This window comes from Pseudomonas sp. JUb42, from assembly GCF_024807945.1.
GTDB lineage: Bacteria > Pseudomonadota > Gammaproteobacteria > Pseudomonadales > Pseudomonadaceae > Aquipseudomonas.
This window is the reverse complement of sequence record NZ_JANUFD010000017.1, coordinates 52,315-69,100: the sequence shown is the minus strand read 5'-3', so window position 1 is coordinate 69,100 and position 16,786 is coordinate 52,315. Positions and strand designations below refer to the sequence as shown.

The window sequence follows — 16,786 nt, the reverse complement described above, 5'->3', positions numbered from 1 at the left end:
CAGGGGAGATGCCTGATGAGCAACCTGATCGAGGTCCGCGACCTCTCGAAAACCTTCACCCTGCATCAGCAGAACGGTGTGGTGCTGAATGTCCTCGACCGCTTGAATTTTGTCGTGCGCGGCGCAGAATGCCTGGTCCTGCACGGCGACTCCGGTGCCGGTAAAAGTACCTTGCTGCGCACCCTGTACGGCAACTATCTGCCAGCGGGTGGCAGCATCCGTGTGCAACATGACGGCGACTGGCTGGAACTGGTCGGCGCCGAGCCCCGTGACGTGCTGGCCGTGCGCCGCCAGACCTTGGGCTATGTCAGCCAGTTCCTGCGGGTGATTCCACGGGTGGCCAGCCTGGATGTAGTCATGGAGCCCGCCCTGGCCCGTGGCTGGTCGAAGGCCGAAGCGCGCGAGCGCGCCGAATCCCTGCTGAGCCGCCTGAATATTCCCCGGCGCCTGTGGCAGCTGGCGCCGGGGACCTTCTCCGGCGGCGAGCAACAGCGTATCAATATCGCCCGGGGCTTCATGGTGCCCTGGCCGATTTTGCTGCTGGACGAACCCACTGCCTCTCTGGACGACAATAATCGCCAGGTGGTGCTGGAACTGATGCATGAAGCCCGTCAGGCCGGTGCCGCCCTGATCGGTATTTTCCACGACCAGAACGTGCGCCAAGCCATTGCCGACCGCCACCTGGACATGACCGCCCTTGCCAAGGAGCCCCTGCCATGCTGAACGAACAGATCCTGACCAATGCCCAGGTGGTCACCGCTGACCGCGTGTTCCTCGGCACCGTAGTTCTGAGCGACGGCCTGATCAGCGCGGTGGAAGAGGGCCGCAGCCAGCTACCCCAGGCTGTGGACCTGCAGGGCGATTACCTGCTGCCGGGGTTGGTCGAGCTGCATACCGACAACCTGGAAAAACACCTGTCACCGCGCCCCGGTGTCGACTGGCCGTCGGCCTCGGCCGTGCTTAGCCACGATGCGCAGATAGTCGCCGCAGGCATCACCACGGTATTCGATGCACTGTCCATCGGCGATGTGAACCCCAAGGGCAAGCGCATGCAGCAGCTGCCATCCATGCTCGAGGCCATTGCCAAGGCCCAGGCTGCCGGGCAGACCCGCGCCGAGCACCTGTTGCACCTGCGTTGTGAAGTCAGCCACCCGGACACCCTGAGCGTGTTCCGCGACCTGGTGGAGCAACCGCTGGTGCAACTGGTCTCGGTGATGGACCACGCGCCGGGGCAGCGCCAGTTTGCCCTGGAGTCCAAGTACCGCGAATACTACATGGGTAAATACCACCTGTCGGCGGCGGAAATGGACGGCTTTATCGTCGAACAGGTAGGCAACTCCCGTGAGTACAGCGATCGGTATCGCCGCGCTATCGTCGAGATCTGCCTTGAGCGCGGCCTGTCGGTGGCCAGTCACGACGATGCAACGCTGGCTCATGTCGAGGAGTCGGCCGGTTATGGCATGTCCATCGCCGAGTTCCCTACCACACTGGAGGCGGCTGAAGCCTGTCGTCGCTTGGGCATGAATGTGCTGATGGGTGCGCCCAATGTGGTCCGCGGCGGTTCGCACTCGGGCAACGTGGCGGCGGCGGGTCTGGCGCAACAAGGGCTATTGGATATTCTGTCCAGCGACTATTATCCCGCCAGCCTGCTGCAGGCTGCGTTTGTCCTGGCAGCAGAGGACGGCCATTGTGACTTGCCCCAGGCGATGAACATGGTCAGCCGCGCTCCCGCCCGCTCTGCCGGGCTTGAGGATCGCGGGGAAATTCGCGTCGGGCTGCGTGCCGACCTGTTGCAGGCACGGACCCAGGGTTCGCTGCCCGTGATCCAGCAGGTCTGGCGGCAGGCAAAGAGGGTGTTTTGATGACAGGCAGGTTGATCTATCTCATCGGGCCGTCCGGTTCAGGCAAGGACAGCCTGCTGGACGCTGCACGGGACGATCTTGCGGCCAACGGCTGTCGGATCGTGCGCCGGGTGATTACCCGCTCGGCCGAGGCAGTGGGGGAGGCCGCGCAGGCGGTCACCGTGGAGCAATTCAGCGCCATGCAGGCCCGGGGCGAATTCGCCATGAGCTGGCAGGCCAACGGCTTGCACTACGGTATCCCCAAGGAGATCGACGACTGGCTGGCCCAGGGCCTGGATGTACTGGTCAACGGCTCCCGTGGCTATCTGCCCCAGGCCTTGCAGCGCTATCCGCACCTGTTGGCAGTGTTGCTCAAGGTCGATGATGCCGTGCTGCGTCAGCGTCTGCTGGCCCGTGGCCGCGAGACTCAGGATGAGATCGAGGCCCGCCTGGCCCGCAACGGTCGCTTTACCGTGGAACTGCTGGCCGAGCATCCGGGGCTGCTGGTGCTGGATAACTCTGGCGACCTGCAACAAACCGTCGCCCGGCTGCTGCACCACGTTACCCACGCCCGCCTATGCGCCTGACCCTGCTCGGCACCGGCGATGCCCGCCAGGTGCCGGTCTACGGCTGCCAGTGTCCGGCTTGCCAGGCAGCCACTGCCGACCGGGGCCTGCGCCGCCTGCCATGCAGCGCCCTGATCGAATGCGCCGGGCAACGCTGGTTGATCGACAGCGGCTTGCCCGACCTCTGCGAGCGCTTCCCGCCCCATAGCCTGAGTGGCATCCTGCAAACCCACTATCATGCCGATCACGCCCAAGGCCTGCTGCATCTGCGCTGGGGCCAGGGATTGATCATTCCGGTGCATGGCCCGGCCGACCCGGAAGGGCTGGCCGACCTGTACAAACATCCGGGGATTCTCGATTTCAGCCAGCCATTCAGTGCCTTTGAACAGCGCGACTTGGGCGCGATCAAGGTCACGGCATTGCCGTTGACCCATTCCAAACCTACCTTTGGCTACCTGATCGAAGGCGATGGCCGCCTGATCGCCTACCTCACCGACACCGTCGGCCTGCCGGACGACACCCTTGAGCTGCTGCAACAGCGGCCACTGGACCTGTTGGTGTTGGACTGCTCCATGCCGCCGCAACCCCAGGCGCCGCGCAACCACAATGACCTGACCCTGGCCCTGGACAGCATTGCCCGCCTGCAACCCCGGCAGGCGGTGCTGACCCATATCGGCCATACCCTGGATGCCTGGCTGATGGAACAGCCGCGCAGTTTGCCGGGGAATGTCGTCGTCGGGCGTGATGGCGTGGTTTTCTGAGGTCCTGTGGGAGCCAGCAAGCTGGCTCCTGCATGAAATCATCAATGCGTTTAAAACCGTGCTTTGCAGGCCTGTTTATTCGCTCCCCTTTAAATAATATAAATATCCCTAACTTTCTCTTCACTTGGTTCATGTGCCGATGATTTCTATATTGAATTCGTCCACACAAAACTTGCACGCGCAAGAAGGTTGTTATCATGTCACGCTCCATTCGTATTGCTGGCGCATTGGTATTATCGTCCTTTCTTTTTTCACCCCTGGCCATGGCTGAAGAGTCGCCGGTCTTTGCCTCCCGGGCAATGGCTCAGGAACAGAAGGTTGAGCAACAGCAGTTGGCCTATGAGAACAGCAAGAAAGACGACCTGAAGACCCAGCAGGCTTCGGCTGCACCGACGGATACCGTCAAGGGCAGTCATACCTGATCCCTGGCTGTTGTCGAAACGTTATCAGGCCGCTGTTTTAGCGGCCTTTTTATAAGTTGTGAAGACCGGCCTGCATAAAGATCCGGCTAATAAAAATACCTGGCTGATGAAAATAAAAGACTGCCAAAGTTAAATAATATTTACCAAGGGGTTTATATATCATGATGCGCCCATTTCGACTCAGTCCGTTGTTTATCGCGCTCGCCGCATCCTTGCCTGTCGTGGCCCACGCCGACGACAGTAGCGCAACCAAAGAGGGTTTCATCGACGGTTCAAGCCTGACCCTGGACCTGAAAAATTACTATTTCAACCACGACCGACACGACGGCAAGCAGGACAGCAAGGAGTGGGGCCAGGGCTTTATTGGCGTATTTCAATCCGGCTTCACTCAGGGGCCGGTCGGCTTCGGTATTGATGCCAACGCCATGCTTGGCCTGAAACTGGACGGCGGTGGCGGCAGCGGCGGCTCCAGCATCCTGCCGACCACCGCGCCCAATCCGAACAAAAGCAACCTTTACGGCGATGCTCCGGACTCGTTCTCGTCAGCGGGTGGCGCCGTGAAAATGCGCGCATTCGATACGGTGCTCAAGGCCGGTGACCTGTTTCTCAACAACCCCGTCATCGCCGGTGGCGCTTCGCGCATGCTGCCCATGACCTTTCGCGGCTTCAGCCTGAATAACACCAGCTTCGATCATCTGGTACTGGATGCCGGGCAGGTCAGCTTCGACAAACTGTTCAACCAGAGCGGCAACGGCCGGATCGGTACTTATTACGGCGTGCTGCCGGACAACGGCGAAAGCAAGCACCTGAGTTGGGCCGGCGGCACCTACACCGGTATTCCAGGCCTGACCTCCAGCCTCTACGCTGCGCAACTCAAGGACATCTGGAACCAGTACTACTACGACCTGGACTACACTTGGGCGCTCAACGATCTGGTCAGCCTCAACCCCGGCTTACATTACTACCGCACCCAGGACAGCGGCCAGGCATTGCTCGGCAGCATCGACAACAACACCTACAGCCTGCATTTCGGCGTCACCGTCGGTCATCAGAGCCTGGTGACCTCGTTCCAGAAGGTCAACGGCAACACCCCGTTCGACTATATCCAGGACGGCGACAGCATCTACCTGGATAACTCCCAGCAATACTCCGACTTCAACGCCCCCGGCGAGAAATCCTGGAAACTGCAATACGGCTATGACTTCGCCGGTTGGAACATGCCCGGCCTGACTTCGGCAGTGTCCTACACCCGCGGCACTATGGACCTTACCAAAGCCAGCAACGCCGCCGACTCCGGCTACAACTATTACTACAACGCCGACGGCAGCGACGCCAAACACTGGGAACGCGATGTCGATCTCAAATACGTTGTACAGGGCGGCCCGGCGAAAAACCTCGGCGTGCGCTTGCGCTGGGCAACCAATAGAGGCGGCGAGGGGTATAAAACCGTGGACCACAATATCGATGAGTATCGGGTGATTGTTGATTATCCAATCAATATATTTTGATCGTGTTTAATTAGCTCCCTGAATTGCCGCCACCCCCTGTGGGAGCGAGGCTTGCCCGCGAAGAGGCCGGTACATCCGACGGATCATCCGGATCCGAACTGTCGTCTCCACTGGCAAGCCGCTCTTCAATAAATTTTGCTGCGGATGAGTTGGTTTCTATCAGGTCTGCATATCTGTGGTTTTCAAAATAAAGTATTGCGTAATTATGGGCTCTTATCATGTTCATCGAATAGTCGAGTGAGTGCATGACAAGGTTTAATAGTTTCTCGACTATGTGGCAACGCTGCGTATATAAAAATGTCTATGAGTGCTGAATATGGAGAAAAAAGGAAAAGTCCTACAGGTTCGAGATCTTGACGTTCTGTAGGAACGACCGAGCGGCGCTCCAACGGATCGTATTCCAGCTTGCGTGTCTTACTTCTCATCCTTATAGTTCGCGCCGTCGCTGCAAAATCAGCGACCGGGTTTGGTCACCCGTCAGAACACGCGTATGCGTCTCCTTGAAAGGCAGGCATCTTCGATGTCGGCATGCTTCATGGCGGCTGTGTATGGGACGCCTTCGGGCGTGCCGGCTGCGTGTTCTCCGGTTGACCAACCTGTGCACAGTCCGCCACCCATCGTTTGGTCACGATGGTGGCGGTTCTTGAACTCATGAGAACCGCAATTATGCATACGAATCGCTATATCCCACTCACCGCCCTCACCAGCGCCACACCCCCTCTGCATATCGACACCCACGCCGATCCCCGGGACCTCCACGACTACGCCACCCAACGCATCCAGGTCGCCACCGATCTGCTCGAAAGCGTGACTTGTCTGAGCCTCAGCAATACCTGCGACCGCGATCTGCCACGCTTCGCCAATGCGGCGTATCTGCTGCTGCGTGATGGGGTGGATGTGTTGGAAGTGATTCGCACGCAGAGGGTGCGCCAGGCACTGTAGCCGAACGCTTGACAGGGGGCAGGAGCAAATCTGGTGGGAGCGAATTCATTCGCGAAAGCCGGACTTCAGACGCTATTAATGCGTCGGATGTACTGGCCCATTCGCGAATGAATTCGCTCCCACAGGTTTTTGGTTAATCCGTAGACTTTGCGTTGTTTGATAGGAGCGGCGCCGGTCCTACGGATTCCTATATCAGGCTTCTATCGCTCAATGGTCTTGTTCCACCGCGCATTCCACTCCGGACGCAGTTGATTCACCTGATCCCAATCAATGGTCACCGCCGTTTCCAGATACTTGTTCATCGCCTCGACCTGGCCGCGAGTACGGTCGCTGGTCGGGGTTTTCGGGTTGGAGGGGATCTGGTCGCCGAGTTCCAGCGCAGGGGCCTGGGCTTCGGGGGTGAGGAGGAAGGCGGCGAGTTTTTGTGCCAGTTCCGGCTGGTCGTTCTTGGCGATCACGCATTCGGCGACGTTGAGTACCACGGCGCCTTCTTTCGGTGGTGCGTATTCCACCGGGATGCCCTTGAGCTTGAGGGCGGTGACGCCGGTCGGGGTCAGGGGGAAGATTGCGGCTTCGCCGGTCTGGACCATCTCGGAGATTTTCGCCGAGCTGGCAATATATTCCAGCACGTTAGGGCCGATGGTTTTCGGCCAGGCCTTGAAGCCCGGTTCGACGTTGGTTTCGCTGCCGCCCTGAATGCGGTTGAACATCAGGAAACCGTGCAGGCCGAAGGTCGAGGACGACATCGACTGGAACACCAGCTTTTCCTTGTAGCGCTTGTCGGCCATGTCCATCCAGGAGGTGGGGGCGCTCCAGCCGTTTTCCTTGAACATCTTGGTGTTGTACGCCAGGCCCGTCACGCCCAGGTTCACTGCCACTGCCTGGTCCTTGATCTTGCCCTTGGCCGGGATGTCGGCCAGCGGCGCGCTGTCTTGCAGCTTGTCGCACAGGCCCATGGAAATGGCCCGGTACATGATGCCGTCATCGAGGAAGATGACGTGCATCTGCGGGTTGTCCTTGTTGGCCTGGACCTTGGCCAGGATGTCCGAGGAGGTGCCGGGCACGATCACCACCTTGACGTTATTGGCCTTCTCGAAGGCCGGCAGGATCTGGTCGGCGTAGAGGCGCTCCATGGTGCCGCCGTTCATGCCCAGGTACAGCGTCGGTTCGGCCACTGCGGGGGCGGACGCGAGCAGGGCGGCCAGGGGCAGGCATGACAGGCCTGTGAGTGCGATGCGTTGCATGTTTTTCATGTTGACGACCTTCCTCTGTGCAATGGGATGACGTTATGGGGTAAGACGAATGGCGATTCAGCTACAGGCGCAGGTTGAAAGCGCCCGATGGAAAAGGCATCCAGGTTAATGGCTGATTGACCGGCGCAGACCCACTCGGCCAGGGCTTCGCCTGCAGCCGGGCCGATCTGGAAGCCGGAGCCGGCAAAGCCGAAACCGTGGAGCAGGCCGGGTTGCTTGAGGCTCGGGCCGAGTACCGGTTCACGGTCGGGCAGGTAGCCTTCGGTGCCGCTCCAGGTGCGGATGGCCTGGGCGCCGGCCAGGGGTGGATAGAGTTCAGCGGCGTTGCGCAGGATCTCCAGCACCGCCGCCTGACCGGGGCGGGCCCGCGCCGCGTCGAGGGCAAAGCCCTGGCCGCCACCGAGCACGCAGTTGCCCCGGGCCACTTGCCGGGCATAAATACCACCGCCTTCGACGCCGGTGCTGACGTCCATGAACATCGGCAGTGGTTCAGTGACCAGCATGGCCGGGTGGCCGGAGTGCATCGGCACCGGCTCGCCAAATTGCCCGGCCAGTTTCGCCGCCCAGGCCCCGGCGCAGTTCAGCAGCCAAGGGGCACGCAGGTGCAGGCCGGAGGCGGTACGAATCAGGAAGGCCTGGCCGTCGTGTTCAACTTCGACCACTTCAGCCTGTTCGAAGACATGGGCGCCTGCGCGCCTGGCCGCCTGGGCAAAGGCCGGAGAGACCAGGCGCGGGTTGGCGTGGCCGTCATCGGCACACAAGGACGCACCAACCGCCACATCACCGGCCCAGGGAAAGCGCGCGCGCAGTTGCTGGCGATCAAGCAGTTGCAGGTCCAGGCCAAAGCCCTGGCTGGCCTCGGCGTAGGCACGCAGGGCGTCCATGTCCTGTTCGCTGCGGGCCAGTTTCAGGTGACCGGAGCGCAGGTATTCGCCGTCGATGCCGATCAGCTCGCGCAGCCCGCCCCAGATGGCATGGGCCCGTTGCGACAGCGGCAGTTGCGACAGCGGACGGCCCTGACGACGCACGCCGCCGTAGTTGACGCCACTGGAGTGGGAGCCACAGAAATCCCGCTCCAGCAGGACCACGCGCTGGCCCTTCAGCGCCAGGGCCAGGGCGGCAGAGCTGCCGACGATTCCACCGCCCATGACCACGGCATCGACATTGATCACACCGCTCATTGTTCAGTCTCCAGCCCGAATGGCAGGGGTTTGATCGGCGCCTGGGCGCGCAGGCGGCCGACACTTTCCACCGGCAAGGCGCAACGCTGGGCGACGATTTCCGCCGCCGCCGAACCGCACATACGCCCCTGACACCGGCCCATGCCGACCCGGCACATGGCCTTGACCCGGTTGATTTCCCAATGGCCGTTGTCGACCACGGCGCGAATTTGCCCGGCGCTGATTTCTTCGCAGCGGCAGATCAGGGTGTCGTCCGCAGTGTTAGTTGCCCAGTCCTCGGGGAAGGGGAAGGCGGTTTCCAGGCCCTGGCGGAAACGGTTGATGCGCGCCAGTTCCTGTTGCAGATCTTCGCTGCGAGTGCGGTCGATGGCATGGCCCTCGTCAGCCAGCAGGCTCAGGGCCGCCAGTTCACCGGCCATTTGTGCGGCATCGGCGCCCATGATCCCGGCGCCGTCACCGGCCAGGTAGACAGTGCTGACACTGCTGCGGCCCTCGGCGTCGCGCGCTGGCAGCCAGGCGCGATTGAGCGGGTTCCAGTTGAAGTCACAGCCGAGCAGATCGGCCAGTTGGGTTTCGCTGCGCAGGGCATGGGCGAAGGCCACGGCGTCGCAGTCCAGGTGTTTCTCCTGACCGTTCTGGCGCCAGTAAACCCGGCTGACCCGCCGTTCACCGTCGATACGCAAAAGGTCGGCGCCTTGATGCACCGGGATGCCACGGGCGGTCAGCCAGCTGCGGTAGTAAATGCCCTTGGCCAGGGTCGCTGGTTGCCCGAGCAGGGCGGGCAGGGCGCGGCACTGGGCGCTGAAAGGCGCGCTGTCGAGCACGGCGCGAACCTTGGCGCCGGCTTTGGCGTACTGGTAGGCGACCAGATAGAGCAATGGTCCGCTGCCAGCTAACACCACGTCCTGGCCGATGGCGCAGCCCTGGTATTTCAAGGCGATTTGCGCGGCACCCAGGCTATAGACACCCGGCAGGGTCCAGCCTGGCACCGGCAGAATGCGGTCGGTGGCGCCGCTGGCGACGATCAGCCGGGAGAACTCGACCTGCCCGGCGCGCTTTTCACGCACGGTGTCCAGGCGATGGTCTTCGGCGTTCCATACCAGGGTCTGGGGGCGGTAGTCGATCTGTCCGGCCAGTTGGTCGAGGGTGTCGTGCAGGGCCACGGCCTTGGCGGCTTCGAAGCCGTAAAGATCCTTGGGTGCGCGCTTGAAGTTCTGCGGCTGGCGCCGGTAGATCTGCCCGCCACCGCGCAGGCCTTCGTCGATCAGGCAGGGGCGTATGCCATGGTCGAGCAGGGTCCGGGCGGCGGTGATGCCGGCAGGGCCTGCGCCAACTATTACGACCTGGGACTTATTCATCGCACTGCCTATTACTCTGAAAGTTAAGACGGCTGCTTTTCGGGAGCGAATTCTTTGAGGGTGAAATGTGTGGGAGCGAATTCATTCGCGAAGAGGCGGGTAAATCCAATGCATATCTGCGCTCTGAAATACTGCATTCGCGAATGAATTCGCTCCCACAGAACGCTCTCCTGCAGTGGCTTTGCACGTGCGCGGTCACAGGCATCTCCCCGGCTCCCGACTCACTTCATGCCCTGCCTCCAGCAGCGTCGAGCAGGCCCGGACCCGCGAGCCATCGGCCAGGCGTACCCAGCAGTCCTGGCAGGCGCCCATCAGGCAGAAACCGGCCCGGGGCTGGGCGCTGAAGTCGCTGCCGCGCAGATGCTCTGCGCTGGTCAGCACGGCGGTCAGCAGGGTGTCGCCAAGCAGGCCGCTGGCAGGCTGGCCGTCGAGGGTGAAGGCCAGGGCCGGGCGGTCGCGTTCGACCAGGCGTTTGAACAGGGCCATGAGCCTTCCTTAATGTTTACCGACCAGCACGCGGTCGAGCCCGTAGATACGGTCGAGCAGGATCATCGCGGCGGCGGTCAGGGCGATGACCAGCGCCGAGACGGCGGCCATCATTGGGTCGATGGATTCAGTGGCGTAGACATACATGCGCACCGGCAGGGTCTGGGTCGCCGGGGAGGTGACGAAGATCGACAGGGTCACCTCATCGAAGCTGTTGATGAACGCCAGCAACCAGCCCCCGGCCACACCGGGCAGGATCATTGGCAGGGTGATCAGGCGAAACAGGGTGAAGCGGCTGGCACCCAGGGACTCGGCGGCCTGTTCGGCGCTGCGGTCGATGCCGATGGCGGCAGCAATCACCAGACGCAGCACGTAAGGCACGATGATCACCACGTGGGCCAGCATCAGCCAGGCAAAGCTGCCGTTGACGCCCATCAGGGCAAACAGGCGCAGCAGAGCCACACCCAGTACCAGGTGCGGGATAATGATTGGGGACAGGAACAAACCGTTGAGAAAGTCGCGGCCGGGGAATTTATGGCGGGTGATGGCCAGGGCCGCCGGAACCGCGATCAGGGTCGCCAGGCTCGCCGAGACAAAGGCCAGGGTCAGGCTGTTATAGAACGCGGTGATGAAGTCGGCGCGTTCGAATACCGCCTTGAACCAGCGCAGGGAGAAGCCCGCCGTCGGCAGGCTCAGGGTGTTTTCCGGGGTGAAGGCCACCAGGCAGACCACCACCAGCGGCGCCAGCATGAACACCACCACCAGGGCGTGAAAGGACAGGGCCAGAGGGCCGTTTCTCGACATGCTCATTCCCCCAGGGTCTTTTTGTAGCGGCCTTCGACCATGCGGTTCCATGACAGCATGACCAGCAGGTTGATCAGCAACAGGGCCACGGCAATCGCCGCGCCCATGGGCCAGTTCAGTTCGGAGAGGTACTGGTCGTAGACCACCGTGGCGACCATCTTCAGCCGTCGTCCGCCGAGCAGGCCGGGGATGGCAAAGGAGCTGGCCGACAGGCCGAACACGATCAGGGTGCCGGACAGCACGCCGGGCATGACCTGGGGCAGCACAACACTGCGCATCACCCGAGCCTGGCTGGCGCCGAGGGACAGCGCGGCCTGTTCGGCGGCAGGGTCGAGCTTCTGCAGCGAGGTCCATACCGGAATGATCATGAACGGCAGCATCACATGGACCAGCGCCAGCACCACGGCGAACGGCGTATAGAGCAGCTTCACCGGAGTGCCGCCCAGGGCCTGGATCGCCTGATTGATCAGGCCGTCTGCGCCGAGCAACAGGCTCCAGCCAAAGGCCCGCACCACCACCGAGATCAGCAGCGGGGTAAGGATCAGGATCAGGAAAATCGAACGCCAGGGCGTGCCCATGCGGCTGAGGATGTAGGCCTCGGGCACGCCGATCACCACGCAGAGCAGGGTGACCAGGGCGCTGATCCAGAAGGTGCGGAAGAAAATCTCGTAGAAGTAAGAGTCGCTGACCACGGCCAGGTAGTTGGCCAGGGTGTAGGCGCCGTCCTTGACCCCTTTGTCGTAGTCGAACACGTTGAACGACAGGACCAGGGTCAGCACCAACGGCAGCACCAACAGGCTGACGAACAGGATCAGCGCCGGAGCCGACAGCAGATAACCGCGCCCGCCCCGGCGCATGGCAGTGATCATGCTCATGGCCGGGCCTCATCGGAGGCCAGTACGCGCAGCAGCTCCGCTGGCCAGTCCAGGCCGACGGCGATGCCTTCTGCCAACGGGGCATCGCCATTGTTGCGGCGCACCACGGTGACTTCGCCGATCAGGGTGTCGATGCGATACAGCCATTGGCTGCCGAGGAAATAGCGGGTCAATACCTTGCCCTGCAAACGGCCTTCGCCCGCAGGCACCAGGTCGATTTTCTCCGGGCGCAGGCTCAGGGTCAGGGCGCCGGTGCCGCTGCTCTGGCGGACTTGCGCACGGCCGTCGCTGTCGTGGTCGCCCTGCAACAGGTTGGCCTTGCCGACGAAACCGGAGATGAACTCGGTGCGCGGGTGTTCGTAGAGGTCGTAGGGCGCGTCTATCTGGGTGATGCGCCCGGCCTGCATGACCACCACCCGGTCGCTGATGGACAGGGCTTCGGCCTGATCGTGAGTGACCATCAGGGTGGTGATGCCGACTTCGCGCTGGATGCGGCGGATCTCGAACTGCATTTCTTCGCGCAGGTTGGCGTCGAGGTTGGACAGCGGCTCGTCGAGCAGCAGCACCGGCGGCTCGATCACCAGGGCCCGGGCCAGGGCCACGCGCTGACGCTGGCCGCCGGACAGTTCACGGGGATAGCGGGTGGCGTGCATGTCCAGACGCACCAGTTTCAGCACCCGGGCCACGCGCTGCTGGATATCGGCTGCGCTGACTTTGCGCATGCGCAGGCCGAAGGCGACGTTGTCGGCCACGGTCATATGGGGGAACAGGGCATAGCTCTGGAACACCACGCCCAGGCCGCGGCTGGCGGGTTTGGCGTGGGTGATGTCACGGCCATCGAGGAGGATGCGACCGCTGCTGACTTCGACGAAGCCGGCGATCATTTGCAGGGTGGTGGTCTTGCCGCAGCCGGAGGGGCCAAGCAGGGAAACGAATTCGCCTTTGTCCACGGCCAGGCCAGTGGCGACCACGGCGTCGATTGCGCCATAGCGCTTGCCCAGACGTTCGAGTTGCAGAAAAGCCATAGCTGCGTTCCACCTTTTTGCGTGCACGGCAACGCGTGCGTTTGTTATGGGCAGATGCGAAATGACTTACCGCTTTGGACGTTGGCGCTCGTTCTGTGACGGCTGCCGATGATTGTTCAAATCGCCCCTGTGGACGCAGAGTAGGACGAAGGCTAGGATGCGCGAAAGAGGGAATTTCACTGAATCAACGAGTATTTTCAGTTTCATTCGATGAGTGAATTAAAAGGTTAAAAAGGTACATATGAATTCCACTGACCGGAATGAAGAGGTAAAAGAAGTCGGCGTTGGTGCGGTCTCTCGTCTGTTTGCCGTGCTGCGTAGCCTGGGTAATGGCAGCGGTGACGGCGAACGGGTCACGCAACTGGCCCAGCAGGTTGGCCTGTCCCAGCCCACCACCCATCGCTTGCTGCGCAGCCTGATGGAAGAAGGCATGGTCGAGCAGGATCAGCGCAGCAAACGTTATCGTCTGAGCCTTGAGTTCTTTGCCCTGGCGGCCAACGCGGGCAAGGCCGGTAACCTGCGCGAACTGGCGCGGCCGAGCCTGTTACGTTTGTCGGCGTCGCTTGGGGATTCGCTGTTTCTGCTGGCGCGCAGTGGCTTTGACGCGATCTGCCTGGATCGCAGCGAAGGGCCGTACCCAATCCGCACCTTTACCGGCGATATCGGCGGCCGTGTGGCGTTGGGCGTAGGCCAGGGCAGCCTGGCAATCCTCGCCTTCCTGCCCGAGGACGAGCGTGAAACAGTGATCCACTACAACCTGCCGCGCCTGCGGGATTTTCATCTGTATGACGAAGTGTTCCTGCGCTCGGAAGTCGATAATGTGCGCCGCCTGGGTTATGCCGCGCGCAATACCGGGGTTTTGCCGGGCATGGCCGGCCTGGCGGTGCCGATCCTCGACCGCGAAGGCCGCGCCGTGGCCGCCCTGAGTGTGGCGACCATCAGCGACCGGCTCAACCCGGAGCGCATGCCCACCGTGGTGGAGATGCTCAAGCGCGAGGCACTGACCATCAGCGCGCGGATCAACCCGTTTGATCCACTGTTGCGGCGACCTTCTCAGGTGTTTGGGCAGCAGGAGCTCTGAATTGGTCTGAGATCTGGCAGCGCCTCTGACACTGCGCGGTCGGGTAGCAAACACTGAGCCGTTGGAGCGAGGCTTGCCCGCGAAGATCTGGACGCGGTGAGCCTGGATTATCACGTCGCCCAATTCGCGGGCAAGCCTCGCTCCAACGGGGCGCGAAGACAGGTGTATTGCCGATAAGCGGACTTAAAGAAGGGCAAAACCAGGCCGATGTATCAGGTAATGGCCTTGTATTCGTGTGCTCGCGCGATACGACCTGACAGGGAAGTTACATCGCCAACTTCTGAGTTCCTGCTCCCGAGGTCACCCCTATGTCCCGATCCCTGAGGCTTCAGATCCTGAGCCTGCTCAGCGGCAGCCTGGTGCTGGTGCTACTGATTGCACTGGCCTGCTTCCACTTCCTGTCCAATAACGTTCAGGCCTATCGCGGCTTGCTGGACGGGCCGTTGCACGCGTCGCAACTGGTCGACGAGGCCAACCTGCAGTTCAAGATCCAGGTCCAGGAGTGGAAGAACGTGCTGCTGCGCGGCAAGCTGCCCGCCGACCGCGACAAGTTCTGGGGCCAGTTTGAAGAGCAGGAGCGCCTGGTCCAGGACGCCCTGGGCAAGTTGTCCGATATGGCGGGCAGCGATGCCGCGCTCAAGGGCAAGGTGCAAATGCTGCGTGACGAGCACCGCACCCTCGGTGTCGCCTATCGCAAAGGCCGCGATGCGTTCGTTGCCGCCGGTGGCGACCCGGTGGCCGGTGATCAGGCGGTCAAGGGCGTGGACCGCGCTGCCAGTGAGCAGATGACCCAATTGGTCGAGCAGCTGCGCCAGTACAGTAACGCGCAGTCGCAAAGCATCAGCAGCGAAGCGGACCGCACCATTCTGATCGGCACTTTGGTGATGCTGGTGTCGGCCGTACTGGTCGGCCTGCTGACCCTGTGGATGGTCAATCGCAACCTGATTGCGCCGATTCGCGCCTTGATCGACTACGTAGCGCAACTGAGCGAAGGCAAGTTCGGCGCCCGTGTCGAGGTCACCCGCCAGGATGAGCTGGGCCGCCTGGCCGTGGCGGCCAACACCCTGCGCGATTTTCTCGCTGACACTTTTACCCGGCTCAAACGCAGTACCGCCGACCTGGATACCGCCGGTGGCGAGCTGAATGCCATCGCCAGCCTCATGGCTCAGGGTCGAGCAGTTCGAGCGCACCGATCAGGTGGCCACGGCCATGACCGAAATGTCCGCCACCGCCCAGGAAGTCGCCCGGCATGCCGCCGATGCGGCCAAGGCTGCGGACGAAGCCGATCACAGCGCTCAGGCCGGTGAGAAAGTGATGCAGGCGACCATCCATACCATCACCCAGATGCGCAACGAAATCACCAATACCGCCAACGTGATTCAACGTCTGGAAGCTGACAGCGGGCGCATCGGCAAGGTACTGGAAGTGATTCGTGGCATCGCCGAGCAGACCAACCTGCTGGCCCTTAACGCCGCCATCGAGGCGGCCCGTGCCGGTGAAGCCGGGCGCGGTTTTGCCGTGGTCGCCGACGAAGTCCGTACCCTGGCCCAGCGCACGGCGGTGTCGACTGCCGAGATCAATCAGATCATCAACTCGGTACAGACCGGCGCCACCGATGCGGTCCTGGCCATCCAGACCGGCCAGAGCCGTAGCGAAGAAAGCGTCGAACAGGTAACCCACGCCGGCACCACCCTGCAACGCATCACCACGGCGGTGGAAGCCATCCGCGACATGAACCGCCAGATCGCCACGGCAGCCGAAGAACAGACCTCGGTGGCCGAAGATATCTCGCGCAACCTCACCGAAATCACCGCCATTGCCAGCACCAACCAGGACAACGTCAAACGCACCCAGGGCGCCAGTCGAGACCTGCATGAATTGTCGGTGGGCTTGAATGATGTGATTTCGCGGTTGAGTGCGTAAAGCACCGTGTGACCTTGTGGGAGATCCCGCCCCGTCTACGACGCTGCGCTGTCACGCAGCAAAAACCAACCGGGGCAGGAGGCAAATCGTGTGGGAGCGAATTCATTCGCGAAGAGGGCGGTACATTCGACGCATCTTCATCGCCTGGAACACCGCTTTCGCGAATGAATTCGCTCACACAGAGTCTTTGTCATTCAGTACGTGCGCGTTGTTTGATGAGAGCGAGGCTTGCACGCGAAAGCCATATTCCGGTTGAAGGAAATTGTGCAGCTGTCCCGGCCTCTTCGCGGGCAAGCCTCGCTCCCACAATATTAGATTAGCGTGCATCAATGAAATCCTGCGCCACAGCTGGCATCATTGCCAGTTTGCACGTCCGGAATCTGCCCAATGAAAACCAAGGCCCTGTTCGCCCTGGCCCTGGCCGCCTTGACCGTCACCTCCCATGCCGCCGATTTCGAGGCGGGCAAGGCGACCTACATGCGCATCTGCAATCGTTGCCACAAGGTCGGCCCCGAAGCCCGCGCTGCATTCGGGCCGGAGTTGAACGGTCTGTTCGGGCGCAAGGCCGGGAGCACCGCCGACTACAACTACACCCCGCAATTGAAAGCCTCGGGCATTGTCTGGGGCGCCGATACCCTGCCAGCCTTTATCAAGGACCCGACCGCCGTGGTGCCTGGCACGCGCATGAGTTACTGGGGCATCAGCGACGATGACAAGATTGCTGACTTGCTGGAGTTTTTGAAGGCGGATCACCCTTAGC

18 protein-coding genes are annotated in these 16,786 nt (G+C 61.9%); 11 read left to right on the top strand and 7 right to left on the bottom strand.

Annotated features, from left to right (window positions below):
• The first annotated feature begins 15 nt into the window (after positions 1-15).
• The 7 genes from phnL (at position 16) to M2401_RS27975 (ending at position 6,040) form a co-directional block, all read left to right on the top strand.
• Positions 16-723: a phosphonate C-P lyase system protein PhnL gene (gene phnL / locus M2401_RS28005; RefSeq protein WP_259108664.1), complete on the top strand. Its 708-nt coding sequence runs from the start codon at positions 16-18 to the stop codon at positions 721-723.
• Entirely contained in the window at positions 717-1,862 is a 1,146-nt protein-coding gene (locus tag M2401_RS28000; protein ID WP_259108662.1) for an alpha-D-ribose 1-methylphosphonate 5-triphosphate diphosphatase, read from the top strand. The genes phnL and M2401_RS28000 overlap by 7 nt, the downstream gene beginning before the upstream one ends.
• Positions 1,862-2,428 (top strand): phosphonate metabolism protein/1,5-bisphosphokinase (PRPP-forming) PhnN, encoded by a 567-nt coding sequence (phnN, locus tag M2401_RS27995; protein ID WP_259108660.1) that lies wholly within the window; start codon positions 1,862-1,864, stop codon positions 2,426-2,428. Before M2401_RS28000 ends, phnN begins: the two co-directional genes overlap by 1 nt.
• On the top strand, positions 2,419-3,168 hold the full coding sequence (gene phnP, locus M2401_RS27990) for a phosphonate metabolism protein PhnP (protein WP_259108658.1): 750 nt from the start codon (positions 2,419-2,421) through the stop codon (positions 3,166-3,168). Before phnN ends, phnP begins: the two co-directional genes overlap by 10 nt.
• A gap of 197 nt (positions 3,169-3,365) precedes the next feature.
• Complete coding sequence (locus M2401_RS27985) at positions 3,366-3,590, top strand: hypothetical protein (protein ID WP_259108657.1); 225 nt, start codon at positions 3,366-3,368, stop codon at positions 3,588-3,590.
• 161 nt (positions 3,591-3,751) lie between these two features.
• Entirely contained in the window at positions 3,752-5,098 is a 1,347-nt protein-coding gene (locus tag M2401_RS27980; protein ID WP_259108656.1) for an OprD family porin, read from the top strand.
• Between the two features lie 666 nt (positions 5,099-5,764).
• Positions 5,765-6,040, top strand: coding sequence for a hypothetical protein (locus tag M2401_RS27975; RefSeq protein WP_259108655.1), 276 nt, complete (start codon positions 5,765-5,767; stop codon positions 6,038-6,040).
• Between the two features lie 200 nt (positions 6,041-6,240).
• On the opposite strand, the gene M2401_RS27970 is transcribed toward M2401_RS27975, so the two are convergent.
• The 7 genes from M2401_RS27970 to M2401_RS27940 form a co-directional block, all read right to left on the bottom strand.
• Entirely contained in the window at positions 6,241-7,293 is a 1,053-nt protein-coding gene (locus M2401_RS27970) for an ABC transporter substrate-binding protein (RefSeq protein WP_259108654.1), read from the bottom strand.
• Entirely contained in the window at positions 7,290-8,474 is a 1,185-nt protein-coding gene (locus tag M2401_RS27965) for an FAD-binding oxidoreductase (RefSeq protein WP_259108653.1), read from the bottom strand. The genes M2401_RS27970 and M2401_RS27965 overlap by 4 nt, the downstream gene beginning before the upstream one ends.
• Positions 8,471-9,832 (bottom strand): NAD(P)/FAD-dependent oxidoreductase, encoded by a 1,362-nt coding sequence (locus tag M2401_RS27960; RefSeq protein WP_259108651.1) that lies wholly within the window; start codon positions 9,830-9,832, stop codon positions 8,471-8,473. Before M2401_RS27960 ends, M2401_RS27965 begins: the two co-directional genes overlap by 4 nt.
• Positions 9,833-10,027: 195 nt before the next feature.
• A complete protein-coding gene (locus M2401_RS27955; protein ID WP_259108649.1) occupies positions 10,028-10,318 on the bottom strand; it encodes a (2Fe-2S)-binding protein in 291 nt (96 codons plus the stop codon).
• A gap of 9 nt (positions 10,319-10,327) precedes the next feature.
• Positions 10,328-11,122: an ABC transporter permease gene (locus M2401_RS27950; protein WP_259108648.1), complete on the bottom strand. Its 795-nt coding sequence runs from the start codon at positions 11,120-11,122 to the stop codon at positions 10,328-10,330.
• Between the two features lie 2 nt (positions 11,123-11,124).
• Entirely contained in the window at positions 11,125-11,997 is an 873-nt protein-coding gene (locus M2401_RS27945; RefSeq protein WP_259108646.1) for an ABC transporter permease, read from the bottom strand.
• The gene (locus M2401_RS27940; RefSeq protein ID WP_259108644.1) at positions 11,994-13,022 is read right to left on the bottom strand and encodes an ABC transporter ATP-binding protein; all 1,029 of its coding nucleotides are present in this window, start codon (positions 13,020-13,022) and stop codon (positions 11,994-11,996) included. The genes M2401_RS27945 and M2401_RS27940 overlap by 4 nt, the downstream gene beginning before the upstream one ends.
• Positions 13,023-13,263: 241 nt before the next feature.
• On the opposite strand from M2401_RS27940, the gene M2401_RS27935 reads away from it, so the two are divergent.
• From M2401_RS27935 to M2401_RS27925, 4 genes are all read left to right on the top strand, one after another.
• The gene (locus M2401_RS27935) at positions 13,264-14,103 is read left to right on the top strand and encodes an IclR family transcriptional regulator (protein WP_259108642.1); all 840 of its coding nucleotides are present in this window, start codon (positions 13,264-13,266) and stop codon (positions 14,101-14,103) included.
• Positions 14,104-14,411: 308 nt separating this feature from the next.
• Complete coding sequence (locus M2401_RS34785) at positions 14,412-15,410, top strand: HAMP domain-containing protein (protein ID WP_409033997.1); 999 nt, start codon at positions 14,412-14,414, stop codon at positions 15,408-15,410.
• A complete protein-coding gene (locus M2401_RS34780) occupies positions 15,313-16,026 on the top strand; it encodes a methyl-accepting chemotaxis protein (protein WP_409033996.1) in 714 nt (237 codons plus the stop codon). Before M2401_RS34785 ends, M2401_RS34780 begins: the two co-directional genes overlap by 98 nt.
• 387 nt (positions 16,027-16,413) lie before the next feature.
• Positions 16,414-16,785, top strand: a complete 372-nt coding sequence (locus M2401_RS27925) for a cytochrome c family protein (protein ID WP_259108640.1) — start codon at positions 16,414-16,416, stop codon at positions 16,783-16,785.
• The last annotated feature ends 1 nt before the right edge of the window (position 16,786 follow it).